The sequence below is a fragment of the Neobacillus drentensis genome (assembly GCF_036962765.1).
In the GTDB taxonomy this organism is placed as follows: Bacteria; Bacillota; Bacilli; order Bacillales; family Cytobacillaceae; genus Neobacillus; species Neobacillus drentensis_C.
This window is the reverse complement of sequence record NZ_JBALOS010000001.1, coordinates 18021-38587: the sequence shown is the minus strand read 5'-3', so window position 1 is coordinate 38587 and position 20567 is coordinate 18021. Positions and strand designations below refer to the sequence as shown.

The 20567-nt window shown below is 37.5% G+C and carries 22 protein-coding genes; 21 read left to right on the top strand and 1 reads right to left on the bottom strand.

Going from position 1 to position 20567, the window contains the following annotated elements:
• The first annotated feature begins 17 nt into the window (after positions 1 to 17).
• The 10 genes from aroA to ypjB all read left to right on the top strand — a co-directional run bounded on the left by aroA (position 18) and on the right by ypjB (position 8509).
• Complete coding sequence (gene aroA / locus V7137_RS00205; RefSeq protein ID WP_335455438.1) at positions 18 to 1307, top strand: 3-phosphoshikimate 1-carboxyvinyltransferase; 1290 nt, start codon at positions 18 to 20, stop codon at positions 1305 to 1307.
• Between the two features lie 138 nt (positions 1308 to 1445).
• Positions 1446 to 2348, top strand: a complete 903-nt coding sequence (locus V7137_RS00200) for a hypothetical protein (protein WP_335455435.1) — start codon at positions 1446 to 1448, stop codon at positions 2346 to 2348.
• 21 nt (positions 2349 to 2369) lie between these two features.
• The gene (locus V7137_RS00195) at positions 2370 to 3635 is read left to right on the top strand and encodes a tetratricopeptide repeat protein (protein ID WP_335455432.1); all 1266 of its coding nucleotides are present in this window, start codon (positions 2370 to 2372) and stop codon (positions 3633 to 3635) included.
• Between the two features lie 33 nt (positions 3636 to 3668).
• Positions 3669 to 4235 carry a ReoY family proteolytic degradation factor gene (locus tag V7137_RS00190; RefSeq protein ID WP_335455430.1) on the top strand — a complete coding sequence of 189 codons (567 nt, stop codon included), beginning with the start codon at positions 3669 to 3671 and terminating at the stop codon, positions 4233 to 4235.
• A gap of 110 nt (positions 4236 to 4345) precedes the next feature.
• Entirely contained in the window at positions 4346 to 4810 is a 465-nt protein-coding gene (locus tag V7137_RS00185) for a YpiF family protein (RefSeq protein ID WP_335455428.1), read from the top strand.
• 143 nt (positions 4811 to 4953) lie between these two features.
• Positions 4954 to 5460, top strand: coding sequence for a ubiquinol-cytochrome c reductase iron-sulfur subunit (locus V7137_RS00180; protein WP_335455424.1), 507 nt, complete (start codon positions 4954 to 4956; stop codon positions 5458 to 5460).
• A 1-nt stretch (position 5461) separates the two neighbouring features.
• Positions 5462 to 6136, top strand: coding sequence for a menaquinol-cytochrome c reductase cytochrome b subunit (gene qcrB / locus V7137_RS00175; RefSeq protein ID WP_026563914.1), 675 nt, complete (start codon positions 5462 to 5464; stop codon positions 6134 to 6136).
• Between the two features lie 65 nt (positions 6137 to 6201).
• On the top strand, positions 6202 to 6975 hold the full coding sequence (locus V7137_RS00170) for a menaquinol-cytochrome c reductase cytochrome b/c subunit (RefSeq protein ID WP_335455420.1): 774 nt from the start codon (positions 6202 to 6204) through the stop codon (positions 6973 to 6975).
• Between the two features lie 79 nt (positions 6976 to 7054).
• The gene (locus V7137_RS00165; RefSeq protein WP_335455417.1) at positions 7055 to 7648 is read left to right on the top strand and encodes a DUF1405 domain-containing protein; all 594 of its coding nucleotides are present in this window, start codon (positions 7055 to 7057) and stop codon (positions 7646 to 7648) included.
• Between the two features lie 66 nt (positions 7649 to 7714).
• Complete coding sequence (gene ypjB / locus V7137_RS00160; RefSeq protein WP_335455414.1) at positions 7715 to 8509, top strand: sporulation protein YpjB; 795 nt, start codon at positions 7715 to 7717, stop codon at positions 8507 to 8509.
• Between the two features lie 35 nt (positions 8510 to 8544).
• On the opposite strand, the gene V7137_RS00155 is transcribed toward ypjB, so the two are convergent.
• Entirely contained in the window at positions 8545 to 9417 is an 873-nt protein-coding gene (locus V7137_RS00155) for a YitT family protein (protein ID WP_218349063.1), read from the bottom strand.
• A gap of 201 nt (positions 9418 to 9618) precedes the next feature.
• Between V7137_RS00155 and V7137_RS00150 the strand changes: the two genes are divergently transcribed.
• The 11 genes from V7137_RS00150 (at position 9619) to dinG (ending at position 20513) form a co-directional block, all read left to right on the top strand.
• The gene (locus V7137_RS00150) at positions 9619 to 9963 is read left to right on the top strand and encodes a nucleotide pyrophosphohydrolase (RefSeq protein ID WP_218349062.1); all 345 of its coding nucleotides are present in this window, start codon (positions 9619 to 9621) and stop codon (positions 9961 to 9963) included.
• Positions 9964 to 9968: 5 nt separating this feature from the next.
• Positions 9969 to 10772, top strand: a complete 804-nt coding sequence (gene dapB, locus V7137_RS00145) for a 4-hydroxy-tetrahydrodipicolinate reductase (RefSeq protein WP_335455411.1) — start codon at positions 9969 to 9971, stop codon at positions 10770 to 10772.
• Positions 10773 to 10784: 12 nt separating this feature from the next.
• Complete coding sequence (mgsA, locus tag V7137_RS00140; RefSeq protein ID WP_335455408.1) at positions 10785 to 11201, top strand: methylglyoxal synthase; 417 nt, start codon at positions 10785 to 10787, stop codon at positions 11199 to 11201.
• Positions 11194 to 11904: a bacillithiol biosynthesis deacetylase BshB1 gene (gene bshB1, locus V7137_RS00135; protein WP_335455407.1), complete on the top strand. Its 711-nt coding sequence runs from the start codon at positions 11194 to 11196 to the stop codon at positions 11902 to 11904. The genes mgsA and bshB1 overlap by 8 nt, the downstream gene beginning before the upstream one ends.
• 2 nt (positions 11905 to 11906) lie before the next feature.
• Positions 11907 to 13034, top strand: coding sequence for an N-acetyl-alpha-D-glucosaminyl L-malate synthase BshA (gene bshA / locus V7137_RS00130; protein WP_335455405.1), 1128 nt, complete (start codon positions 11907 to 11909; stop codon positions 13032 to 13034).
• 10 nt (positions 13035 to 13044) lie between these two features.
• Positions 13045 to 14244: a CCA tRNA nucleotidyltransferase gene (locus V7137_RS00125; protein WP_335455404.1), complete on the top strand. Its 1200-nt coding sequence runs from the start codon at positions 13045 to 13047 to the stop codon at positions 14242 to 14244.
• Positions 14229 to 15206, top strand: coding sequence for a biotin--[acetyl-CoA-carboxylase] ligase (locus tag V7137_RS00120; protein ID WP_335455401.1), 978 nt, complete (start codon positions 14229 to 14231; stop codon positions 15204 to 15206). The genes V7137_RS00125 and V7137_RS00120 overlap by 16 nt, the downstream gene beginning before the upstream one ends.
• A gap of 238 nt (positions 15207 to 15444) precedes the next feature.
• The gene (gene panB / locus V7137_RS00115) at positions 15445 to 16281 is read left to right on the top strand and encodes a 3-methyl-2-oxobutanoate hydroxymethyltransferase (RefSeq protein ID WP_335455399.1); all 837 of its coding nucleotides are present in this window, start codon (positions 15445 to 15447) and stop codon (positions 16279 to 16281) included.
• The gene (gene panC, locus V7137_RS00110; protein ID WP_335455396.1) at positions 16278 to 17126 is read left to right on the top strand and encodes a pantoate--beta-alanine ligase; all 849 of its coding nucleotides are present in this window, start codon (positions 16278 to 16280) and stop codon (positions 17124 to 17126) included. The genes panB and panC overlap by 4 nt, the downstream gene beginning before the upstream one ends.
• Positions 17127 to 17159: 33 nt before the next feature.
• A complete protein-coding gene (gene panD, locus V7137_RS00105; RefSeq protein WP_335455394.1) occupies positions 17160 to 17543 on the top strand; it encodes an aspartate 1-decarboxylase in 384 nt (127 codons plus the stop codon).
• 168 nt (positions 17544 to 17711) lie between these two features.
• Entirely contained in the window at positions 17712 to 20513 is a 2802-nt protein-coding gene (dinG, locus tag V7137_RS00100; RefSeq protein ID WP_335455391.1) for an ATP-dependent DNA helicase DinG, read from the top strand.
• The last annotated feature ends 54 nt before the right edge of the window (positions 20514 to 20567 follow it).

Here is a 20567-nt window from a genome sequence, read left to right as displayed (position 1 = left end):
AAAAAAGGTGATTTTTCATGACGTCTCTTAAACTGAAGACAAACATAACAAGTTTAAACGGGGAAATAACTATTCCTGGGGATAAATCAATATCGCATCGGTCTGTAATGTTTGGTTCGATTGCTCACGGTGAAACAAAGGTATCGAATTTCTTACCTGGGGAAGATTGCTTAAGCACGATATCTTGTTTTCGAAAACTTGGAGTAACCATAGAGGAATCTGATGGTCAACTTCGCATTATTGGAAAAGGGTTTGAGGGGTTAATTGAACCTACAGAAGTATTAGACGTTGGTAACTCTGGAACAACGATCCGATTATTAATGGGAATATTGGCAGGAAGACCATTTTTCTCCTCCCTTGTTGGTGATGAGTCAATCGGAAAACGGCCAATGACAAGGGTAACAAACCCGTTATCAGAATTGGGTGCCAGGATTGATGGGCGAAAAAATGGTTCCTTCACACCTATTTCAATTCGCGGCGGGGAGTTAAAACCCGTAAATTATCAACTTCCGGTTGCTAGTGCACAGGTTAAATCTGCATTAATACTCGCAGGACTGCAAGCAGATGGTCAAAGTGTCATTATTGAACCAGAAGAGACACGTGATCATACTGAAAGAATGATCATTAAATTTGGCGGGGAAATCCATAAGGATAATCAACAGATTATCGTCAAAGGTGGTCAAAAGCTAACAGGAACGACGATTCACGTTCCTGGGGATATTTCGTCTGCTGCGTTCTTTCTAGTAGCAGGTGCAATTATTCCAGGAAGTGAAGTTGTCTTAAAAAATGTCGGGTTAAACCCAACAAGAACAGGAATTATTGAGGTCATGCAAAAGATGGGTGCGGACTTAAAGATCGTTCAAGATGAGGAATCGTCATTTGAACCGATTGGGGACCTTATTATTAAAACATCCAATCTCAAAGGTACAGTTGTTGAAGGAGATTTAATTCCAAAATTAATTGATGAAATTCCAATTATTGCTCTTTTAGCAACACAAGCTGAAGGAACAACAATTATTAAAGATGCTGAGGAATTAAAAGTTAAAGAAACTAATCGCATTGATACAGTTGTTCATGAACTAAAAAAATTAGGTGCTAAAATCGAAGCAACTGATGATGGAATGATTATTCATGGAAAATCCCCATTAAACGGCGGGACCGTTTCAAGTCATGGCGACCACCGAATTGGAATGATGCTGGCTATAGCGGCACTCCTATGTGAAGAAAAAACGGAGCTTGATAACCCAGAAGCCATCTCCGTTTCGTACCCGAACTTCTTTGATCACTTAAACAGCCTCATAAACTAAAGCTGCATTTCGATGCAGCTTTTATTTTTTCACAAAATAGATTTTGTTACAAAGTCATAGTTTTGAGAATTTTCGCATAGCTTGTCTTAAAGAGTAAATTGATCCTGGAATTAATCCAATGAGATAGGGTGGTGGATAATGTATATCATTGAAAATGCCAATCTCCTTAAAGACAAACAGATGAAAGCATGTTCACTATTAATTAGTAACAATCGAATAGACAAGATTGATTCGCATTTTAACTATTATCGGCTTATAAAAATGAATGCTGCTCCATACATTATGACCCCGACATATGTTCTGTATAATTCAACTATTCCACAAATTAAAACCTTTCAAGAATTAAAGAAGTGTTTGATTGAGGAGTTTGTATTGAAAGGTTGCACTACCATGTTTACCTATGTTAATGTTTCCTACGAAAATGAATTATCCACAAAGATATCCGAACTGAAAACAGCACTCTTAAGCAGCCCAATAGACTATCTCATTGGGGTAAGGATTCCAATTAGACTTATTACTCAATCGTTTATTCGAAAATGTAAGAAGGAAAAAGTACCTGCCATTTTTGTTGATCTTCAAACCCATGAAGAATTGGAACAAATTCCTTGGGGCTGGATTAAAGATGCCATGTTTCCCTTCAACTGTCCATTAATCCCAATAATTTCTTCAGCTGAGAAGAAGGAAGTGAAGAGTGTTTTGTCGAATTGGAAAGGTACAATGAATAGAGAGAATATCCCTGCGCTATATGAAGAAATTGAAGAAAATAGCCCATTGACTATTTCGGTAATGAATAAAATCGGATTATATCCGCATAAAGCTAGTTTAATGAGTGGTACTGAAGTGAGTTATAACCTTTATACAAAAATAAACGAAAGCCAGAATGTTGATGATATGAATTTATTTCATTATCATAGTGATAGACTTGTAGTAACTGTTCACAAGGGGGCCGTTCTGCGAGCAGGTAATGACGTGATATTTAAACCTGGATATGGAGAACATGTTAGGGTCCGCACCCCATCATTTTTTTCTTTGACAAGCTAAGAGAACGAGAGGTAAGAGTCAATGGAACGAGTTAATAAAATTATTACCATGTTAGAAAATGGTCAACATAATGAGGCATTAACTGAATATAATGTTGTATTAAAAAGTGGAATGCCGGATGAAAAATTCCTTCTCGGAGAAGAACTGTATCAATATGGCTTCTTAGAAGAGGCAAGGACTTTAATAGAAAATTTATTAGAAACTTTCCCTGAGGAAGGCGAGTTACTCGTCCTGTTGGGTGAAATATTAGTCGAAGCTGGGGAAGATGAAGAAGCCATTCTTGTGCTTGAAAAGATTTCAGAGCACGATGCAAATTATGGACAATCATTACTTTTGCTAGCCGATCTATATCAAGTTCAAGGTTTATATGAGGTTTGTGAACAAAAACTTCTAAAGGCAAAAGAGATATTGCCAGATGAAGTTATCATCCATTTTGCATTGGGTGAACTATACAGTGATCAAGGTGAAGTTACCAAAGCTATGGAAGCTTACGAAAAGGTTCTAAAGGAAGTAAATGAAATTGCTGGTGTGAATATAGATCAACGGATTGCGGACCTCTTAAGTGCATCTGGAATGTTTGAGGAAGCCCTTGTTTATTATGAGAAGGCCATTAATGAAAAATTAGAGATTAACACTTTATTCGGCTATGCTTTTACTGCACTTCAGGCTGGATATTATCGCACTGCTATAGGGAAATTTAATGAATTAAAAGAGCTGGATTCAGAATATCATTCTCTATATTTACACCTTGCTTTAGCATATGAAAGGGAGGGAGAACTTGAAAATAGTTTACTTACCATTCAAGAAGGCATAAAACAAGATGAATTCAATAAAGAGTTATTTTTCTTTGGTGGAAAAATTGCAACGAAATTAGGAAAAGTCGAGGAAGGAGAAAAGTATTACCGTGAAGCCCTAGCATTAGACCCAGGTTTTATGGAAGCGGCCTTGACCTTAAATAAACTCTTTTTGCTCCAAGAAAGATACGAGGATATCATTGAGTTACTCACTCAACTGGATATTAGAGAAGATGAAGAGCCCCAACTTTTATGGGATGCTGCAGTAAGCTATCAGAAGCTAGAAAAATTTTCTTACGCATTAGACAAATATGAAAGTGCATATACTTTTTTTAAGAAAAATGAAACGTTTTTACAGGATTACGGATATTTTCTAATTGAAGAAGGAAAAACCGACCGCGCCGCCGAAATTTTTAAACAGTTGCAAAATGAAGATCCAACAAATGAAGAGTATATGGATTTACTTGAACGGCTTACAGGGTTGAAAGATTAAAAAAAGCTGAATTTGCAGAGGAGGGAAACTATCATGGCAACCCCTGTTTCTGTCAACGAGAAGAAGGACTTTATTCGCTGGTTTTTAAATCATTATCAATTAAAGAGAAGAGAATGTGTTTGGATTCTTAACTACTTAATGAGCCACGATCAACTGATGGAGAAGGTTCATTTTGTTGAGCAAGCACAGTATTGTCCGAGAGGTTTAATTATGTCAACACATTGTGTTGATAAGGTACCATTTCGATTTTATAAAGAAAATGTAATGACAACAGATGCTGAAAAATCCTTCCACGATATACGGTTAAATCGAGATGAGGATATTTTTATCCAATTAAACTTCCATGCTTCTAATCAGGCACACCAGTATGCTGCGGTTTTGGAAGAAAATTTATACGTACCTAAACACCTGCAAGTAAATGAGAAGGACGGAATGATTGCAGAACAATTATTGCAGCGGAGTATCGAACACTTTCAACGTGAGAAAATCCTTCAATTAATCGATGAAGCCCTTGATAAACAAGATCGACAGGCATTTCAAATGCTGACGCAAAAACTTAATGCACTAACAATGACTGAACAAAAAGGAAGCGTGCGATAAGCAGCTTCCTTTTTGTTTTGAATTTTTCTAAATATACCCATATATCTTTTATTGTTTGTGTAGAAAATGATATTATTATAATAGTGAAATTAAAGGGTTGGTGGAAAGCTATGAAATGGACATCTCAAGATATTGAGACTTATTTGAATGCCAAGGAATATGTTGACACGGCAATTGTCCCGTTAGTTGCCGTTTCTGTTGGTGGGGAGATGAAACAATCAGCTGCTGCAGCTGAGTTTATTACTTTACTAACAGGTCATTTAGAAAGGCAATTTACGGGAAGATTAATACTATTGCCTCCATTTACGTATCTGAAGTCCAAAAATGGTGAAAATACCATTAAGGATTTAAAGGATTGGGAGACCAGCCTTGAAAAGGGGGAGTTTAAACACTTATTTTACATAACATCCGAAATCGAATGGAGAACACGAGAAGAAAACCTAGCTGGAACGGTAATATGGCTTCCATCAATTCCGTTGGAGCATATGAATGATTCACAGAAAATGGCGGTTGTTGATAGTCAAGTAAAGCAGCTCTTGAATCTTTTTACGCAAAAATGGCATGAAAATGAGTAAAACAATTTTTTAAGTATGTTTTTAAAATAGTATGATATTGACCTAACATGCAGATTGATATATCATTGTTATGTCCTAGTTTTATATGTGTTTAAATTTTGTCCGTTGGACTTAACTTCGTAAATAGAGGGGGGGATATAAGCATGAGTAAGCAACGCGTTTCAAGACGTCAATTTTTAAGCTACACATTAACAGGGGTAGGCGGTTTCATGGCGGCTGGTATGCTAATGCCAATGGTTAGATTTGCAGTTGATCCTGTTTTAAAAGCTGAAGAAGGCGGAGATTTCATCGCAACAAAGCAAAAGGTTTCTGAATTAAAGGAAGAACCGGTTCGAGTTGACTTTACTTTTAAGCAAAAGGATGCATGGTATGAGTCAGAGGTAACGAATACTGCCTGGGTTTATAAGAATGATGCAGGTAAAATTGTAGCCCTTTCACCTACATGTAAACATTTAGGCTGTACGGTTAACTGGAATACGGACAAGGAACATCCAAACCAATTCTTTTGTCCATGCCACTATGGGCGTTATACAAAGGATGGAACCAACATTCCTGGTACACCACCACTTCACCCGCTTGATGTATATCCATACAAGGAAAAAGACGGTTTTCTTTATTTAGGTAAAGCTGAACCACGGAAGGAGGCGTAACATGTTAAACAAGATTTACGATTGGGTAGATGAACGTTTAGATATTACGCCTTTGTGGCGCGATATCGCAGACCATGAAGTACCTGAGCACGTTAATCCAGCGCATCATTTTTCAGCGTTTGTATACTGCTTTGGTGGTCTAACATTCTTCGTTACAGTCATTCAAATTCTCTCTGGTATGTTTCTAACCATGTACTATGTACCAGATATTAAAAATGCATGGGAATCTGTTTATTATCTTCAAAATGAAGTTGCTTTTGGACAAATTGTACGTGGTATGCATCACTGGGGTGCAAGTTTAGTACTTGTCATGATGTTTTTACATACTCTACGTGTTTTCTTCCAAGGTGCTTATAAAAAACCTCGTGAATTAAACTGGGTAGTCGGAGTTCTTATTTTCTTCGTTATGCTTGGTTTAGGGTTTACAGGTTACTTATTACCTTGGGACATGAAAGCGTTATTTGCAACAAAAGTAGGTCTGCAAATTGCCGAAGCGACACCATTTATCGGCACGCAGGTTAAGGTTTTACTTGCAGGACATGAACACATTGTTGGTGCTCAAACATTAACCCGCTTCTTTGCGATTCATGTGTTTTTCCTTCCAGGTGCATTGCTTGGTTTAATGGGAGCTCACTTCTTAATGATTCGTAAACAAGGTATTTCTGGACCACTATAAAAAACGGCTTTATTTTATTATCGAAGTTTTTCTACTAACTACGGAAAAAGGAGGGGGATTTCTCGATGCATCGCGGTAAAGGATTAAAGTTCGTTGGTGATTCACGTGTTTTAGCGCCTTCTGAACGAAAAAAAATGATTCCGAAAGATTACTCTGAATACCCTGGTAAAACAGAGGCGTTTTGGCCTAACTTCCTTTTGAAAGAATGGATGATAGGAGCCGTATTTCTTGTCGGCTTTTTATGTTTAACAGTTGCCCATCCGGCTCCGCTTGAAAGGATTGCGGACCCGACCGATACTGGGTACATTCCATTGCCAGACTGGTATTTCTTGTTCTTGTATCAATTACTAAAATATTCATTTGCATCCGGACCGTATACGGTTATCGGGGCAATGATTATGCCAGGACTTGCATTTGGAGGCTTATTATTAGCTCCGTTCCTGGATAATGGTCCGGAACGACGTCCAATGAAGCGTCCGATTGCAACTGGAGCTATGCTCTTGGCATTAGCTGCCACCGTATATTTAACTTGGGAATCTGTTGCGACACATGACTGGGCACAGGCTGAACGCCAAGGTAAAATTGTTGCAAAGGTTGATATTGATAAGTCGAGCGCTGGTTATAAAATAGCTAGTGCTAATACATGTATTACTTGTCATGGTGAAAATCTTTCAGGTGGTGCCGGTGCACCCGCACTAGTCGGTACAGGCTTAAAACCAGAAGAAATTGCAAAGATTGCCAAAGAAGGTAAGGGCGGTAAAATGCCGCCCGGAATCTTCAAAGGGACTGACGAAGAACTTAAAACACTTTCTGAATTTATCTCAGGCCTTGGTAAGTAATAATCAAATTGAGGAAAGCTGACGAAGGATCGTCAGCTTTTTTCTTCATGGAAAAATAAATCATGAAAGGGGCTTACTTGTGCGTTGGATATATCCTCTCTTGGCCAATAGGCAAATTATGATGTTATTATTAATGATCAATATAGCTGGAACCATCTATGGCTATTATTGGTATGGATGGCAATTAAAAGAGACACCAGCTATTTTTCGTTTATTTGTACCTGACAGTCCAACCGCTAGTTTATTTTTTGTTTTTGTATTAATTGCTTTTCTATTACGGAGAAACTGGCCATTAGTAGAAGCGCTTGCTATTGTCACACTTTTTAAATATGGAATTTGGGCAGTAGTAATGAACATACTGGTCTACTTTGTTCAGGGAGAACTAGATTCGGTTGGTTATATGTTGATTTTTTCCCATTTTGCTATGGCCGTCCAAGGTATTTTATATGCCCCATTTTATCGATTTAAATGGAAGCATTTAATCATAACAGCTATTTGGACCCTGCATAATGATGTGATTGACTATGTTTTCTTCATGTTGCCGAGCTACCATATGCTTGATGAATACACTCCGCAAATTGGCTATTTTACATTCTGGCTATCGATTCTCTCAATCGTTCTAGCCTATTATTTTTCAATTCGGTCCAATCGATATAAACTTGAAATAAAATAATCCAATCTGGTCTAACCTTGTCCACCCCTACATACATTTTATTAGTAATGAAAGGGGGGACAAGGATTGAAAATCAAATGGTTATTTTTATTTGCAATTATCATGATGCTTACTCCCACAACTATTTATGCTGAACATCAATCGCCAATGGAGAAGCTTGATGATATCTCAGATGAAGCACTCCAAATGGTGAAGTTTCATAGATATGATGATGCAAAAAGAATGCTTGATTATTTTTCTGATCAGTTCACTAGTATTTCTGGTACGGATCAGCCATTAACAATGGATGAGGTAAGAATTATCAATACCTCCCACGATGAAGCAATGGAGGCTGCTGTTAGTTCCAACATGAAAGATGAGGAACGAATAAATAAATTTGTTAAATTTCGTCTTGTTATTGATGCCATTGCAACAAGCCATCAACCATTATGGGTAGAAATGGAAGACCAAATTATGACAGCCTTTCATCAGGCAAAAGATGCCGCAAAAAAAGGTGATTCAGGACACTTTCATACAAACTTCAATTCATTTTTATCTTTGTACAATGTTATCTATCCCAGTATGAAAATTGATGTCTCCGTAGAAAATGTTCAAAGGCTAGATGCTCGGATTGATTTTATTAATGAATATCGTTCCCAAGTAGTAAATGATTCAAAAAGTCAAGAGGAATTAGAAAAACTAGATACAGACCTAGTCAATCTCTTTTCCAATATGGAAGAGGACCAGGCAGACCCTAACATTTGGTGGGTTATCATCTCAACAGGAAGCATAATTATCATGACCTTATCCTATGTAGGCTTTAGAAAATACCAAGGTGACAAGAACATGAAAAAAGACCGTTCCAGGGATTTAAAGGATTGATTAAAAAAAGCAATGTCCAGCTGGACATTGCTTTTTTAATCTACTAAAGGCATTTTATTTTCATCCAAGGTAAATCCTTCACCATGAACATCATGGACAATGGTGATGGAAACAAAGGCATGAGGATCTACCGAAGTGATCACATTTTTTAGCCGGACTATTTCATTTTTAGCTACAACACAATATAAAACTTCCCGCTCACTTTTCGTGTACGACCCATAACCTTTTAAGGCTGTTACCCCGCGGTCCATTTCCTCCATAATTTTAGAGGCAATTTGTTCGTTTTTTTCCGAAATGATCATTGCTCCACGTGCAGAATAAGCACCCTCTAATATGAAATCAATGACTCTTGCACCTATAAAAACAGCCACTAGGGTGTACATGGCCTGCTTATAATTTAAATAGGTTAAAAGTGATAAGGTGATAACACAGGCATCAAACAAAAACATCGTTTTCCCCATATTCCAGCCTGCATATTTTTGGACGAGTCTTGCAATAATATCGACTCCGCCTGTCGTTCCTCCATAACGGAAAATGATTCCCAACCCAATACCTGTTAAAACACCGGCAAATAATGCAGCTAATGTTAAATCACTTTCAAGCGGCATATCAATGGCATAACGCTGAAATATCCATAAAAAAATCGATACCCCAACCGTTCCTATAATTGTATAAAGGAAGGTATTTCGTCCTAACAATTTCCACCCAATAAAAAAAAGAGGAATATTTAATAATAAATTTGAATAAGATGGATCCCATTTGAACAAGAAATAAAATAAGAGTGCAATCCCTGTAAATCCACCTTCTGCTAACTTGTTTTGCATATTAAAATTGACTAGTCCAAATGACAAGATTGCTGCCCCTAATAGGATGAACAATATGTTTTTTACTTTAAGCCCTGATAACATTAATAATCCCCCCTCTGCCATAAATTCTCTTATATGGCGGTTTTATTATAGCGAATAAAAATTGCAAGAGCAATGAGTTGTGAAAAAGAGCAGATTATAAATGAAATCATTTGTAAATCGGCGTTAATTTAGCTAACATAAACAATGGATAGTAGTTGTAGTATGGACATAATTATCGGACGTAATAAAGAGGTGAAATACATGGCAAAAGAAAAAACGATGAAAGACCTTCAACAAGAGGTAGATTTGTACATTAGTCAATTTAAAGAGGGTTATTTTAGTCCACTAGCAATGCTGGCGCGACTTACGGAAGAATTAGGGGAATTTGCTAGGGAAATAAATCACTATTATGGAGAGAAACCGAAAAAAACTAGTGAAACCGAAAAAGCCATTGAGGAAGAACTAGGGGATCTTTTATTTGTACTAATTTGTTTTGCTAATTCTTTAAATATTAGCCTCGAAGATGCACATGATTATGTGATGGCGAAATTTAATACAAGAGACAAAGATCGTTGGACAAGAATTAACGATGTTAAGATGGAGTGATTTGGATGGGAAAGATTAGAATTATTATCGCTGGACCCCGCGGAAGAATGGGCAGTGAAGCTGTAAAGCTGGTAACCAATACGGAACACTTTGAACTAGTTGCTGCTGTGGATCATAAATATGATGGGATTATGTTAAGCGATTTAGAAGGTTTTCACTCGATACATAATGTGCAAGTTTATTCAAATATTGACACCTGCCTGCAAAATGTTCAAGCTGATGTGTTAATTGATCTAACCACACCTGAAGTAGGCATGCACCATACCAAAACGGCACTTTCCTACAATGTCCGTCCAGTAGTGGGCACTACAGGATTTTCTGCTAGTGATTTAGAGGAATTAGAACAAATTTGTCAGGAGAAAAATCTGGGATGTATTATCGCTCCAAATTTTGCAATTGGTGCTGTGTTAATGATGAAATTTTCGCAAATGGCTGCAAAATATTTCGAAGATATAGAAATTATTGAATTGCACCATGACCAGAAGCTTGATGCTCCATCAGGAACAGCTGTAAAAACAGCTGAAATGATTTCTGTTGTTCGAGAGGCGAAAAATCAAGGCCACCCAAATGAAAAAGAAGCAATAGAAGGTGCTAGGGGTGCAAATTATGATGGAATGCATATTCACTCTGTACGGTTACCTGGATTGGTCGCCCATCAACAGGTGTTATTTGGTTCCGATGGTCAGACTTTAACCATCAAGCATGATTCCTATCACCGCGGTTCATTTATGTCAGGAGTAAAAGTGGCAGTAGAATCCGTAATGACACATAATACCTTTGTTTATGGACTTGAAAATATATTAGAGTAGGGAGTCATAATTATGAATATTGCTTTAATCGCTCATGATAAAAAGAAAAATGATCTGGTTCAATTTGCAACCGCCTATCAGTATATTTTTGCGAAGCATACTTTATTTGCAACAGGGACTACCGGACAAAGGATTAGTGAAGCAACGGGGTTAAATATTACTCGTTTCCAATCTGGACCTCTTGGTGGTGACCAGCAAATAGGGGCAATGATTGCCCAAAATAAAATGGATGCTGTTTTCTTTTTCCGCGACCCTTTAACCTCTCAGCCGCATGAACCAGACGTCACTGCATTAGTCAGGCTTTGTGATGTATACTCCATTCCGCTGGCTACAAATATGGGAACTGCGGAATTATTAATTAGAGGTTTAGAATTAGGACTAATTGAATGGAGAAATCTTAATAAAGAGAATGGTGTAATCAATGAATAATCCACACCTTCAAGTCCTTGCATTTGGAGCCCATGCAGACGATGTCGAAATTGGCATGGCCGGTACGATTGCAAAATTGACATCAGAAGGAAAACGTGTTGGTATCTGTGACCTAACAGATGCCGACCTTTCTTCGAATGGGAACGTTGAATTAAGAAAATTGGAAGCGGCAAATGCGGCTGAGATTCTTAAAGTTTCAATGCGAACTTCACTTGGTTTTCCAGATAGGGGATTATTTTTTAAAGAAGAATACATAAGAGAAATTGCTAGGGTGATTAGACTTACGAAGCCTCAGGTTGTTTTTGCACCTTATTTTGAGGACCGGCATCCTGACCATGGGAATTGTGCTAATTTAGTGGAAGAGGCAGTATTTTCTGCTGGAATAAGAAAGTATGAAACAGAAGGAAATGAACCAGCACACCGCGTGGAGCGAGTTTATTTTTATATGATTAATGGTTTTCATAAACCAGATTTTACAATCGATATTTCACAATATATGGATCAGAAGCTCCAAGCATTGAGGGAATACAAAAGCCAGTTTGAGCAAACAGAAGAAAGTTACAATACCCCGCTGGTAAATGGGTATATTGAAACAGTAGAGTCAAGGGAAAAAATGTTTGGAAAACTTGTTGGTGTCACATTTGCTGAAGGGTTCAAAACGAAAGTTCCCATTCTTTTGAATCGAGATTTGATAGGAGAATAACGATGAGGAAATTAAAAATTGGCATTACTTGCTATCCAACCGTAGGTGGTTCAGGTGTGGTAGCGACGGAATTAGGAAAAATGCTGGCTGAAAAAGGTCATGAAATTCATTTCATCACATCTAGTATCCCTTTTAGGTTAAATAAAATTTATCATAATATCTATTATCATCAGGTTGAAGTCAATCAATATTCCGTATTTCAGTACCCACCTTACGATATTGCCTTAGCAAGTAAAATGGCGGAAGTAGCAAATCGGGAAAAATTAGATGTGCTTCACGTCCACTATGCTATTCCTCACGCAGTTTGTGCAATATTAGCGAAGCAAATGAGCCACCGTGATGTTAAAATTGTCACGACGTTACATGGAACAGATATAACGATCTTAGGGTATGATCCATCGTTAACAGATGCCATTAAATTTGGAATTGAAAAATCTGATGTGGTAACGGCTGTCTCCAAATCGTTAGTGGATCAAACCTATGAACTTATTAATCCTGATAAACCAATCGAAACCGTTTATAATTTTATTGATGACCGCATCTATAAAAAAAGTGATGCGCTTGCTTTAAAGTCAGATTTTGAGATAAGGGAAGATGAGAAAGTTATTATTCATGTTTCCAATTTTCGTCCAGTTAAGCGGGTGAAAGATGTAGTGAGATCCTTTGCCAAGATCGCATCTGTAATACCTGCTAAATTACTGTTAGTCGGTGATGGTCCTGAAATCACCATTGTTTGTAAGTTGGTTAGAGAGCTTAGATTAGAGGATCAAGTCATATTCCTTGGAAAACAAGAAAGCTTAGAGGAATTGTACTCCATTAGTGATTTAATGTTGTTATTATCGGAAAAAGAAAGCTTTGGCCTAGTTGCATTAGAGGCGATGGCATGTGGGGTTCCATGTATAGGTACCAATGTTGGCGGTATTCCTGAGGTTATTAATCATGGTGTCAATGGTTTCATTTGTGAAGTGGGTGACATCGAAGATATTTCCAATAAAGCACTAACGGTTTTAAATGACAACATCCTTCACCAACAATTTTCTAACCAATCCGTCTATACTGCCAAAACCAAATTTAAAGCTGACAAAATCGTTGAACAATATGAGCAAATTTATTTTAATTTACTGAATTAAGGTGAAGGAAATGACAGATCCATTCTTAACAGCAGCTCCTGTTTTAAAACAGCTGGAGGATGCTGGCTATGAAGCCTATTTTGTCGGTGGTTCAGTTCGAGATTTTCTGTTAAAAAGAGAGATTAATGACGTAGATATCGCAACTAGTGCCACACCTGCTGAAGTGAAAAAGATTTTTCCGAAAACAATTGATATTGGAATAGAACATGGAACGGTTCTCGTCCTTGTTAAACATGGAGCATATGAAATTACTACATTTAGAACGGAATCAGAGTATCAAGATTATCGTAGACCCAAAGAGGTTACTTTTATTCGTAATTTAAAGGATGACCTAAAGCGTAGAGATTTTACGATGAATGCAATTGCAATGGACAGAAATAGAAAACTGATAGATCCATTTAATGGTTTATTATCCATACAAAAAAAAGTAATTCAAACAGTCGGAAATCCAAGTGATAGATTTCAAGAAGATGCTCTAAGAATAATGAGAGCTGTTCGGTTTGTTAGCCAACTTTCTTTTCAAATTGAAAAGGGAACAGTTCAAGCATTAGCCACGCTGGTTCATTTGCTTGAGAACATTGCGGTTGAGAGAAAACGGGTAGAGTTTGAAAAACTTTTAATCGGAAAGAATAAACGAACGGCACTTACTATTCTCCTTGAAACCAACATTTATTTATATTTACCTGGTTTGAAGGACAATAGGCAGTTTTTAGAAAAAATGCTAGGCTTTGAAAGCCCCGACCTTAAGATGAATGAAATATGGTCATTATTGATTTTCTGTTTAAATCTAAAGGAAAAAGAGATTGAGGTTTTCCTAAAGGAATGGCGGCTTTCACTTAAGGAAATTAGAGAGATTCAGCGGATTGTCCATTTCCTCTATATAAGACTTGACCAAGAATGGTCTATTTATGACTTATTTTCTGCGGGGCGAAATACGATTCTTTCAACAGAAAGGGTCTACCTTGTAATTAATAACATCAAGGAAACAGAATCATTGCAACGTTGGATCGATCTGTACGACTCTCTACCAATAAAAGATCGTGCAGAAATAAATGTGTCTGGGAATGACCTAATGGCCTTGTTCAATAAAAGAGGAGGACCATGGCTGAAGGAGACTCTTTTAACTATTGAAAAGAAGATCTTAGCTGGACAAATCGAAAATAACATTGAAAAAATCAAGGAGTGGCTAATAAAGTGCAATCTGAAATAAGAAAAGAACTACTGGATGCCTTTACAAATGCTGGGGATGACTTTCTGTCAGGACAACATCTTGCAGAACTCATTGGCTGCTCTAGGACAGCAGTATGGAAGCATATAGAGGAACTCAGAAAAGAAGGATTTAAATTAGATGCGGTTAGAAATAAAGGCTATCGGATACTAAAAACACCAGAAAAAATAACAGCTGATGAAATACGGCTCGGTTTAACAACTACCTTGATGGGGAGAAATATCCATTATGAAGAGAGTGTTGAATCTACCCAGAAGATTGCACACCGTTTAGCTTCAGAAGATGCCCCAGAAGGGACCATCATCATTGCCGAAGAGCAGTTGGCAGGAAGGGGGAGAATGGCCCGTAAATGGCATTCTCCAAAATATACTGGTATTTGGATGAGCATGCTCTTACGTCCTAATATGCCTCTTAGTAACGCGCCACAATTGACATTGCTAACAGCTGTTGCAACAGTTCAAGCAATTGAAGAAATGACAGACGTTATCCCAGAAATAAAATGGCCAAATGATATTCTTATTAATGGAAAAAAGGTAACGGGGATATTAACGGAATTACAGGCTGAAGCAGATCAAATTCATTCGATTATAATTGGAATAGGTATAAACGTGAATCAAAAGAAAGATGATTTCCCATCAGAGCTTCAAGAAATTGCCACCTCCCTTTTTATTGAGAATAAAGTATCAGTTTCGAGAGCTGAGTTAATTAGAAGTATCCTCAAGCACTTTGAAAAACTGTATACAGTGTATCTCGAAAAGGGCTTCTTACCAATAAAACTTTTATGGGAGGGCTATGCCGGCAGTATCGGCAAATACATAAAAGCAAGAACATTAACGACTACCATTGAGGGAAAAGCTCTTGGCATCACAGATGATGGAGTGTTGAAATTAGAGGATGAGTCTGGTTTCATCCACCACATCTATTCAGCCGATATTGAATTATAGGGCTTGAACTTTTCGTGAAATTTGCTATAATTCATTCCAATGGGCAGTATCCACAGTGAACTGCACCTTTATGTGACAAACAATTAAAAAGGTTTCTGCCTAGATCCGTTTAACGGACCGGGACAGAGGGATGAAGCACGTAAAAGAGTAATCGGGATCCTCTGCCTTCAGAAGGATCTTTTTATTTGCTCTTCGAAAACTTCTTTTCCCCTCTCCCAATTAAAAGGAGGGAAAATGGATGAAGCAAACAACAGATTTTTTAAAAATGAAGGAAAATAATGAAAAAATTGTCATGCTGACTGCGTATGATTACCCATCTGCTAAACAAGCAGAAGAAGGAGGAGTCGACGTCATTTTAGTGGGAGACTCCCTCGGAATGGTTGTTCTTGGGTATGACTCAACCATCCCAGTTACGCTTGAAGACATGATCCATCATACGAAGGCGGTTAAACGAGGGGCTAAAGATACATTTATTCTCGCTGATATGCCTTTTTTAACCTATCACCTTTCCGTTCGGGATACATTGATGAATGCAGGCAGACTTATTCAAGAAACAGGTGCACATGCGGTAAAACTTGAAGGGGCAGATGATGTCTTAGAAAAAATTGCAGCTCTCACAAAGGCGGGCATTCCTGTATGTGCTCATTTAGGGTTGACCCCTCAATCAGTAGGAGTATTAGGCGGGTATAAAGTACAAGGGAAAGATGCACAAGCTGCAAGGAAATTAATGGATGATGCTAAGAAATGTGAAGAGGCAGGAGCATTTGCCATTGTTCTTGAATGTGTCCCAAAACAATTGGCTGAGGAAATTTCACAAAGTCTTTCGATTCCTATTATTGGTATTGGTGCCGGAGTTGACGTGGATGGTCAAGTGCTTGTCTATCATGATATCCTTGGCTATGGTGTTGAACGAGTACCAAAGTTCGTGAAACAATACCATTCCGTTAATCCATTCATGATCGAATCCATTCAAGCGTATGCAAAAGACGTAAAAAGTAAACAGTTTCCTGAGGATAAGCATTCTTTCACAATGAAGGAACAGGAACTGAAAGGGCTTTATGGAGGTATAAAATGAAGGTCATCACAACCATTAAGGAAATGCAGGGGATAATCTCCAACCACAAAAGCCAGAGTAAATCGATTGGCTTTGTCCCAACGATGGGATTTCTCCATGAAGGGCATTTAACACTTGTGAATAAAGCAAGACAGGAAAATGATATTATTGTCCTAAGCATATTTGTTAACCCATTACAATTTGGGCCAACAGAGGATTATGCTGAATATCCACGCGATTTTGAGCGTGACCGTACCTTGGCTGAAAGTGAAAAGGTTGATTATCTGTTTTATCCTTCTGGCGAAGAAATGTATCCAAACCAACTTTCAGTCAAAGTAACCGTACAGGATCGGACAGATGTTTTGTGTGGGAGTTCACGCCCTGGCCATTTTGACGGCGTAGCAACAGTCATTACAAAGCTTTTTAACATCATTATGCCAACAAGAGCCTATTTCGGAAAAAAAGATGCTCAGCAAGTTGCGGTTATTGAGGGATTAATTTCTGATTTTAATATTCCTGTAAATCTTGTTGCCGTAGATATCGTTCGGGAATCTGACGGGCTAGCGAAAAGTTCTCGAAATGTTAATCTGCTTCCGCAAGAAAGACTAGAAGCACCCGTTCTATTTCAAAGCCTTCAAGCTGCAGAAGCAGCCATTAATGAGGGTGAGAAAGACCCTGCTAAATTAATTAACTTGATTCGTGAAATGATTAATCATGAAGCGAGTGGTGTTATTGATTATGTACAAATTTACTCCTATCCACAATTAAAACCATTGGAAAAATTAGAGGGTACAATTATTATTGCGCTCGCTGTAAAATTTTCAAAGGTACGTTTAATAGACAATTTCATCACGAAAATAGATTAATAGGGAATAAGAGGAATTGGGGGAAGAAGATATATGTTTCGCACCATGATGAACGGAAAAATCCATCGTGCTACAGTTACAGAGGCAAATTTAAATTATGTGGGCAGTATCACAATTGATGAAAATATATTAGATGCAGTTGGAATGATTGCAAATGAAAAGGTTCAAATTGTTAACAATAATAATGGTGCTCGTTTAGAGACCTATATTATTCCAGGTGAACGAGGCAGTGGAGTCATTTGTTTAAATGGTGCAGCTGCCCGCCTTGTTCAAAAAGGTGATATTGTCATTATTATTTCCTATGCGCTAGTCGCTGAAGAAAAACTAGCTGCGCATAAGCCAAAAGTGGCAATTATGGATGAAAACAATCGTATAAAAGAACTAATCCATGCTGAACCTGCACTCACAATCATGTAATCCCCAGTTCTGGGGATTTTTCTTTTTTAACAAGAGTTTTATATAATATACATAATAATAAAAATCGTAATGATAATGGTAGAATCGGATTCTCCACATAGCATATCCTTTTTGTTTGGAAGATAATGTGATACCGTTTTACTGAACGAAGGTTTGGGGTGTTAATGAATGCTTAATAAATTCGTCGTAATTGATTTGGAAACAACAGGAAACATTCCAAAAAAGGGTGATAAAATCATCCAATTTGCAGCTGTGGTCATTGAAAATGGAAAAATTACAGAAAAGTTTTCATCACTAGTCAATCCAAAAAAATCCATACCATTATTTATTGAAGAATTAACTGGTTTAAATGATGATATGGTCAAAGATGCGCCGCTTTTTTCGGAAATCGCAGAAAAGGTCATGACTTTACTGGATGGAGCCTATTTTGTTGCACATAATGTTTTGTTTGATTTGTCCTTTTTACAAGAAGAATTAATCCAGTCTGGCCAGGAAGGGTTTTTCGGACCTGTTCTTGATACAGTTGAAATGGCAAGAATCCTTTATCCGACTGCAGATGGCTATAAACTATCTGACTTAGCAGAAAGAGAAAAATTGACTCATGATCGTCCCCATCAAGCAGATAGTGATGCACAGGTCACGGCTGAACTTTTTCTTATTCTTTTGGATCGAATGACATCATTACCAATCGTCACGCTAAAACAGCTTGCTCATTTATCCGGAGGATTGAAAAGCGACCTTCAGCAGTTACTTGATGAAATACTGGTTAATAAAGAAGATGCAATGGAAAGATTGCCTGAGTCTATCGAGATTTTTAAGGAACTAGCCTTAAAAAGACATCCAGATCCTACAGGTTCAACTGCTAATGGTAGTGAGTATCAATATCCTGCAACGGAGTCAGATAAAATTGATTTAGTAAGTAAGGCATTTGATGCATTTGAAAAGAGGACTGGCCAATTTACGATGATGGATAAAGTCTATCAAGCATTTCAATGTGAAAGGCATTCGGTGATTGAGGCTGGAACGGGTGTTGGTAAATCACTAGGGTATTTGCTTCCAATTGCCTACTTTTCAAGGGAAAATAGGATTCCTATCGTCGTAAGTACACATACCATTCATTTGCAAGAACAGCTTTTAAAAAATGAAATCCCTCTTTTGGCAAAACTTTTGCCGTTTCATTTAAACTTTGTTTTGCTAAAAGGGAGAAATCATTATATTAGTTTAGAAAAATTTAAACAGACCCTGGAAGAAGAAAATGATAATTACGATACTGGTTTAACCAAAATGCAAATTCTTGTTTGGCTGATCGAAACAGAAACCGGTGATAGGGATGAATTAAACCTTTCAAGCGGCGGGCAAATTTTTTGGAACAAAATTAAAAATGAACCAGCTATTTTTTTACAGAACCAAGAGTGGCAAGATAGAGATTTTTATTTAAGGGCCAAAAGAAAAGTGCAAGCAGCAGATATCATTATTACAAATCATTCTTTATTATTAAGCGATATTAAAGGGGAAGGAACGATCCTACCTGATTTTTCTTACGCTATTATAGACGAAGGACACCATTTTGAAAAAGCGGCAAGTCAGTTCTTTGGACATACATTTGATTATTTATCCACCCGTCTGACATTAAGTCAATTTGGCCTTTATGAACAAAAACAACTCTTTTATGAGATGGAGAGGCTAATTGATTCAGTATCAGGAAAAAACGAGATTTTGACACCTACAACCAAGATAAATCAATTAATGACTGATCTTACGTTTGAAACAGACGAATTATTCCAATTGATTGCCCAATTTGCAAGAGCCAAGATGACGAATAAAAAAGGAATTAATCGTACCAAGGTTCGCTTTTCAGCAAACGACGAAGCGAAAGAAAAAAAGGCACTTATTCACAGTGCAGAGAGGTTTGCCTTTTTGCTTAAGGACCTCTATTCAGAAATCTCCGACCGTCTTGAATGGATTAAAAAGGAGAGTAATTCTTTATCACGTTCGGATGAAAATAAATTGGAAGAAATTCTATCATTTCAATGTGAATTGGCAGAACTTAGAAGTACGGTTATCGATTCCTTTCTTAAACTAACCAACGATGTAAAATGGATTGAAATCGATATTCGTTCACCGCAAAATGTGACTACATTTATGGTTCAGCCAACTTCCGTGGCCGGGCAGTTAAAGGAACAATTCTTTCAACTAAAAAAAGCGGTCGTCTTTACATCGGCGACACTGACTGTAAATAAATCATTTGATTATTTCATAAAGGAAATTGGCCTTGATCCTAATGAAACTATACAAGTAAATATCCCTTCACCATTTGCCTATAATCAGCAGGTACAGCTTTTAATTCCTGAAGACTTACCAGAAATAAACTCTGTTTCTCTTGATGATTATGTTATTTCAATAACGGAGCATATTATTACAATTGCTGAAGCAACAAAAGGAAGAATGCTGCTTCTATTTACAGCCTATGACATGCTTAGGAAAACTTATGAATTAATTAAAGAAAGTGGTTTTTTACATGATTATGCGATGATTGCTCAAGGGATAACAAGCGGCAGCCGAACAAGGCTAACCCGGAATTTCCAGCGCTATGATAAAGCATTATTATTAGGAACCAGCAGTTTCTGGGAAGGGGTAGATATACCTGGTGAGGACTTATCCTGCCTTGTTATAGTCAGGCTTCCATTTAGTCCGCCAGATGATCCTTTAACCGAGGCTAAATGTCAGTTGATAGAAAAACGCGGGGGGAATTCATTTTCAGAATACTCACTCCCTGAAGCGATTCTTAGATTTAAACAGGGATTTGGCCGCCTGATTCGAACAGAAAATGATCGTGGCATTATTGTAGTCTTTGACAAAAGGATTGTAACAACTAAATATGGGAAGGCTTTCTTGAAATCAATTCCCACTGTGCCTATTAATAGGGGAAGGGTCGATGATTTAGTTGAAATTATCCACTCGTGGTTATGATTCAATGACCATATCAGCGATGACAATTGAAGATTATACTGGATAAAAATTGGC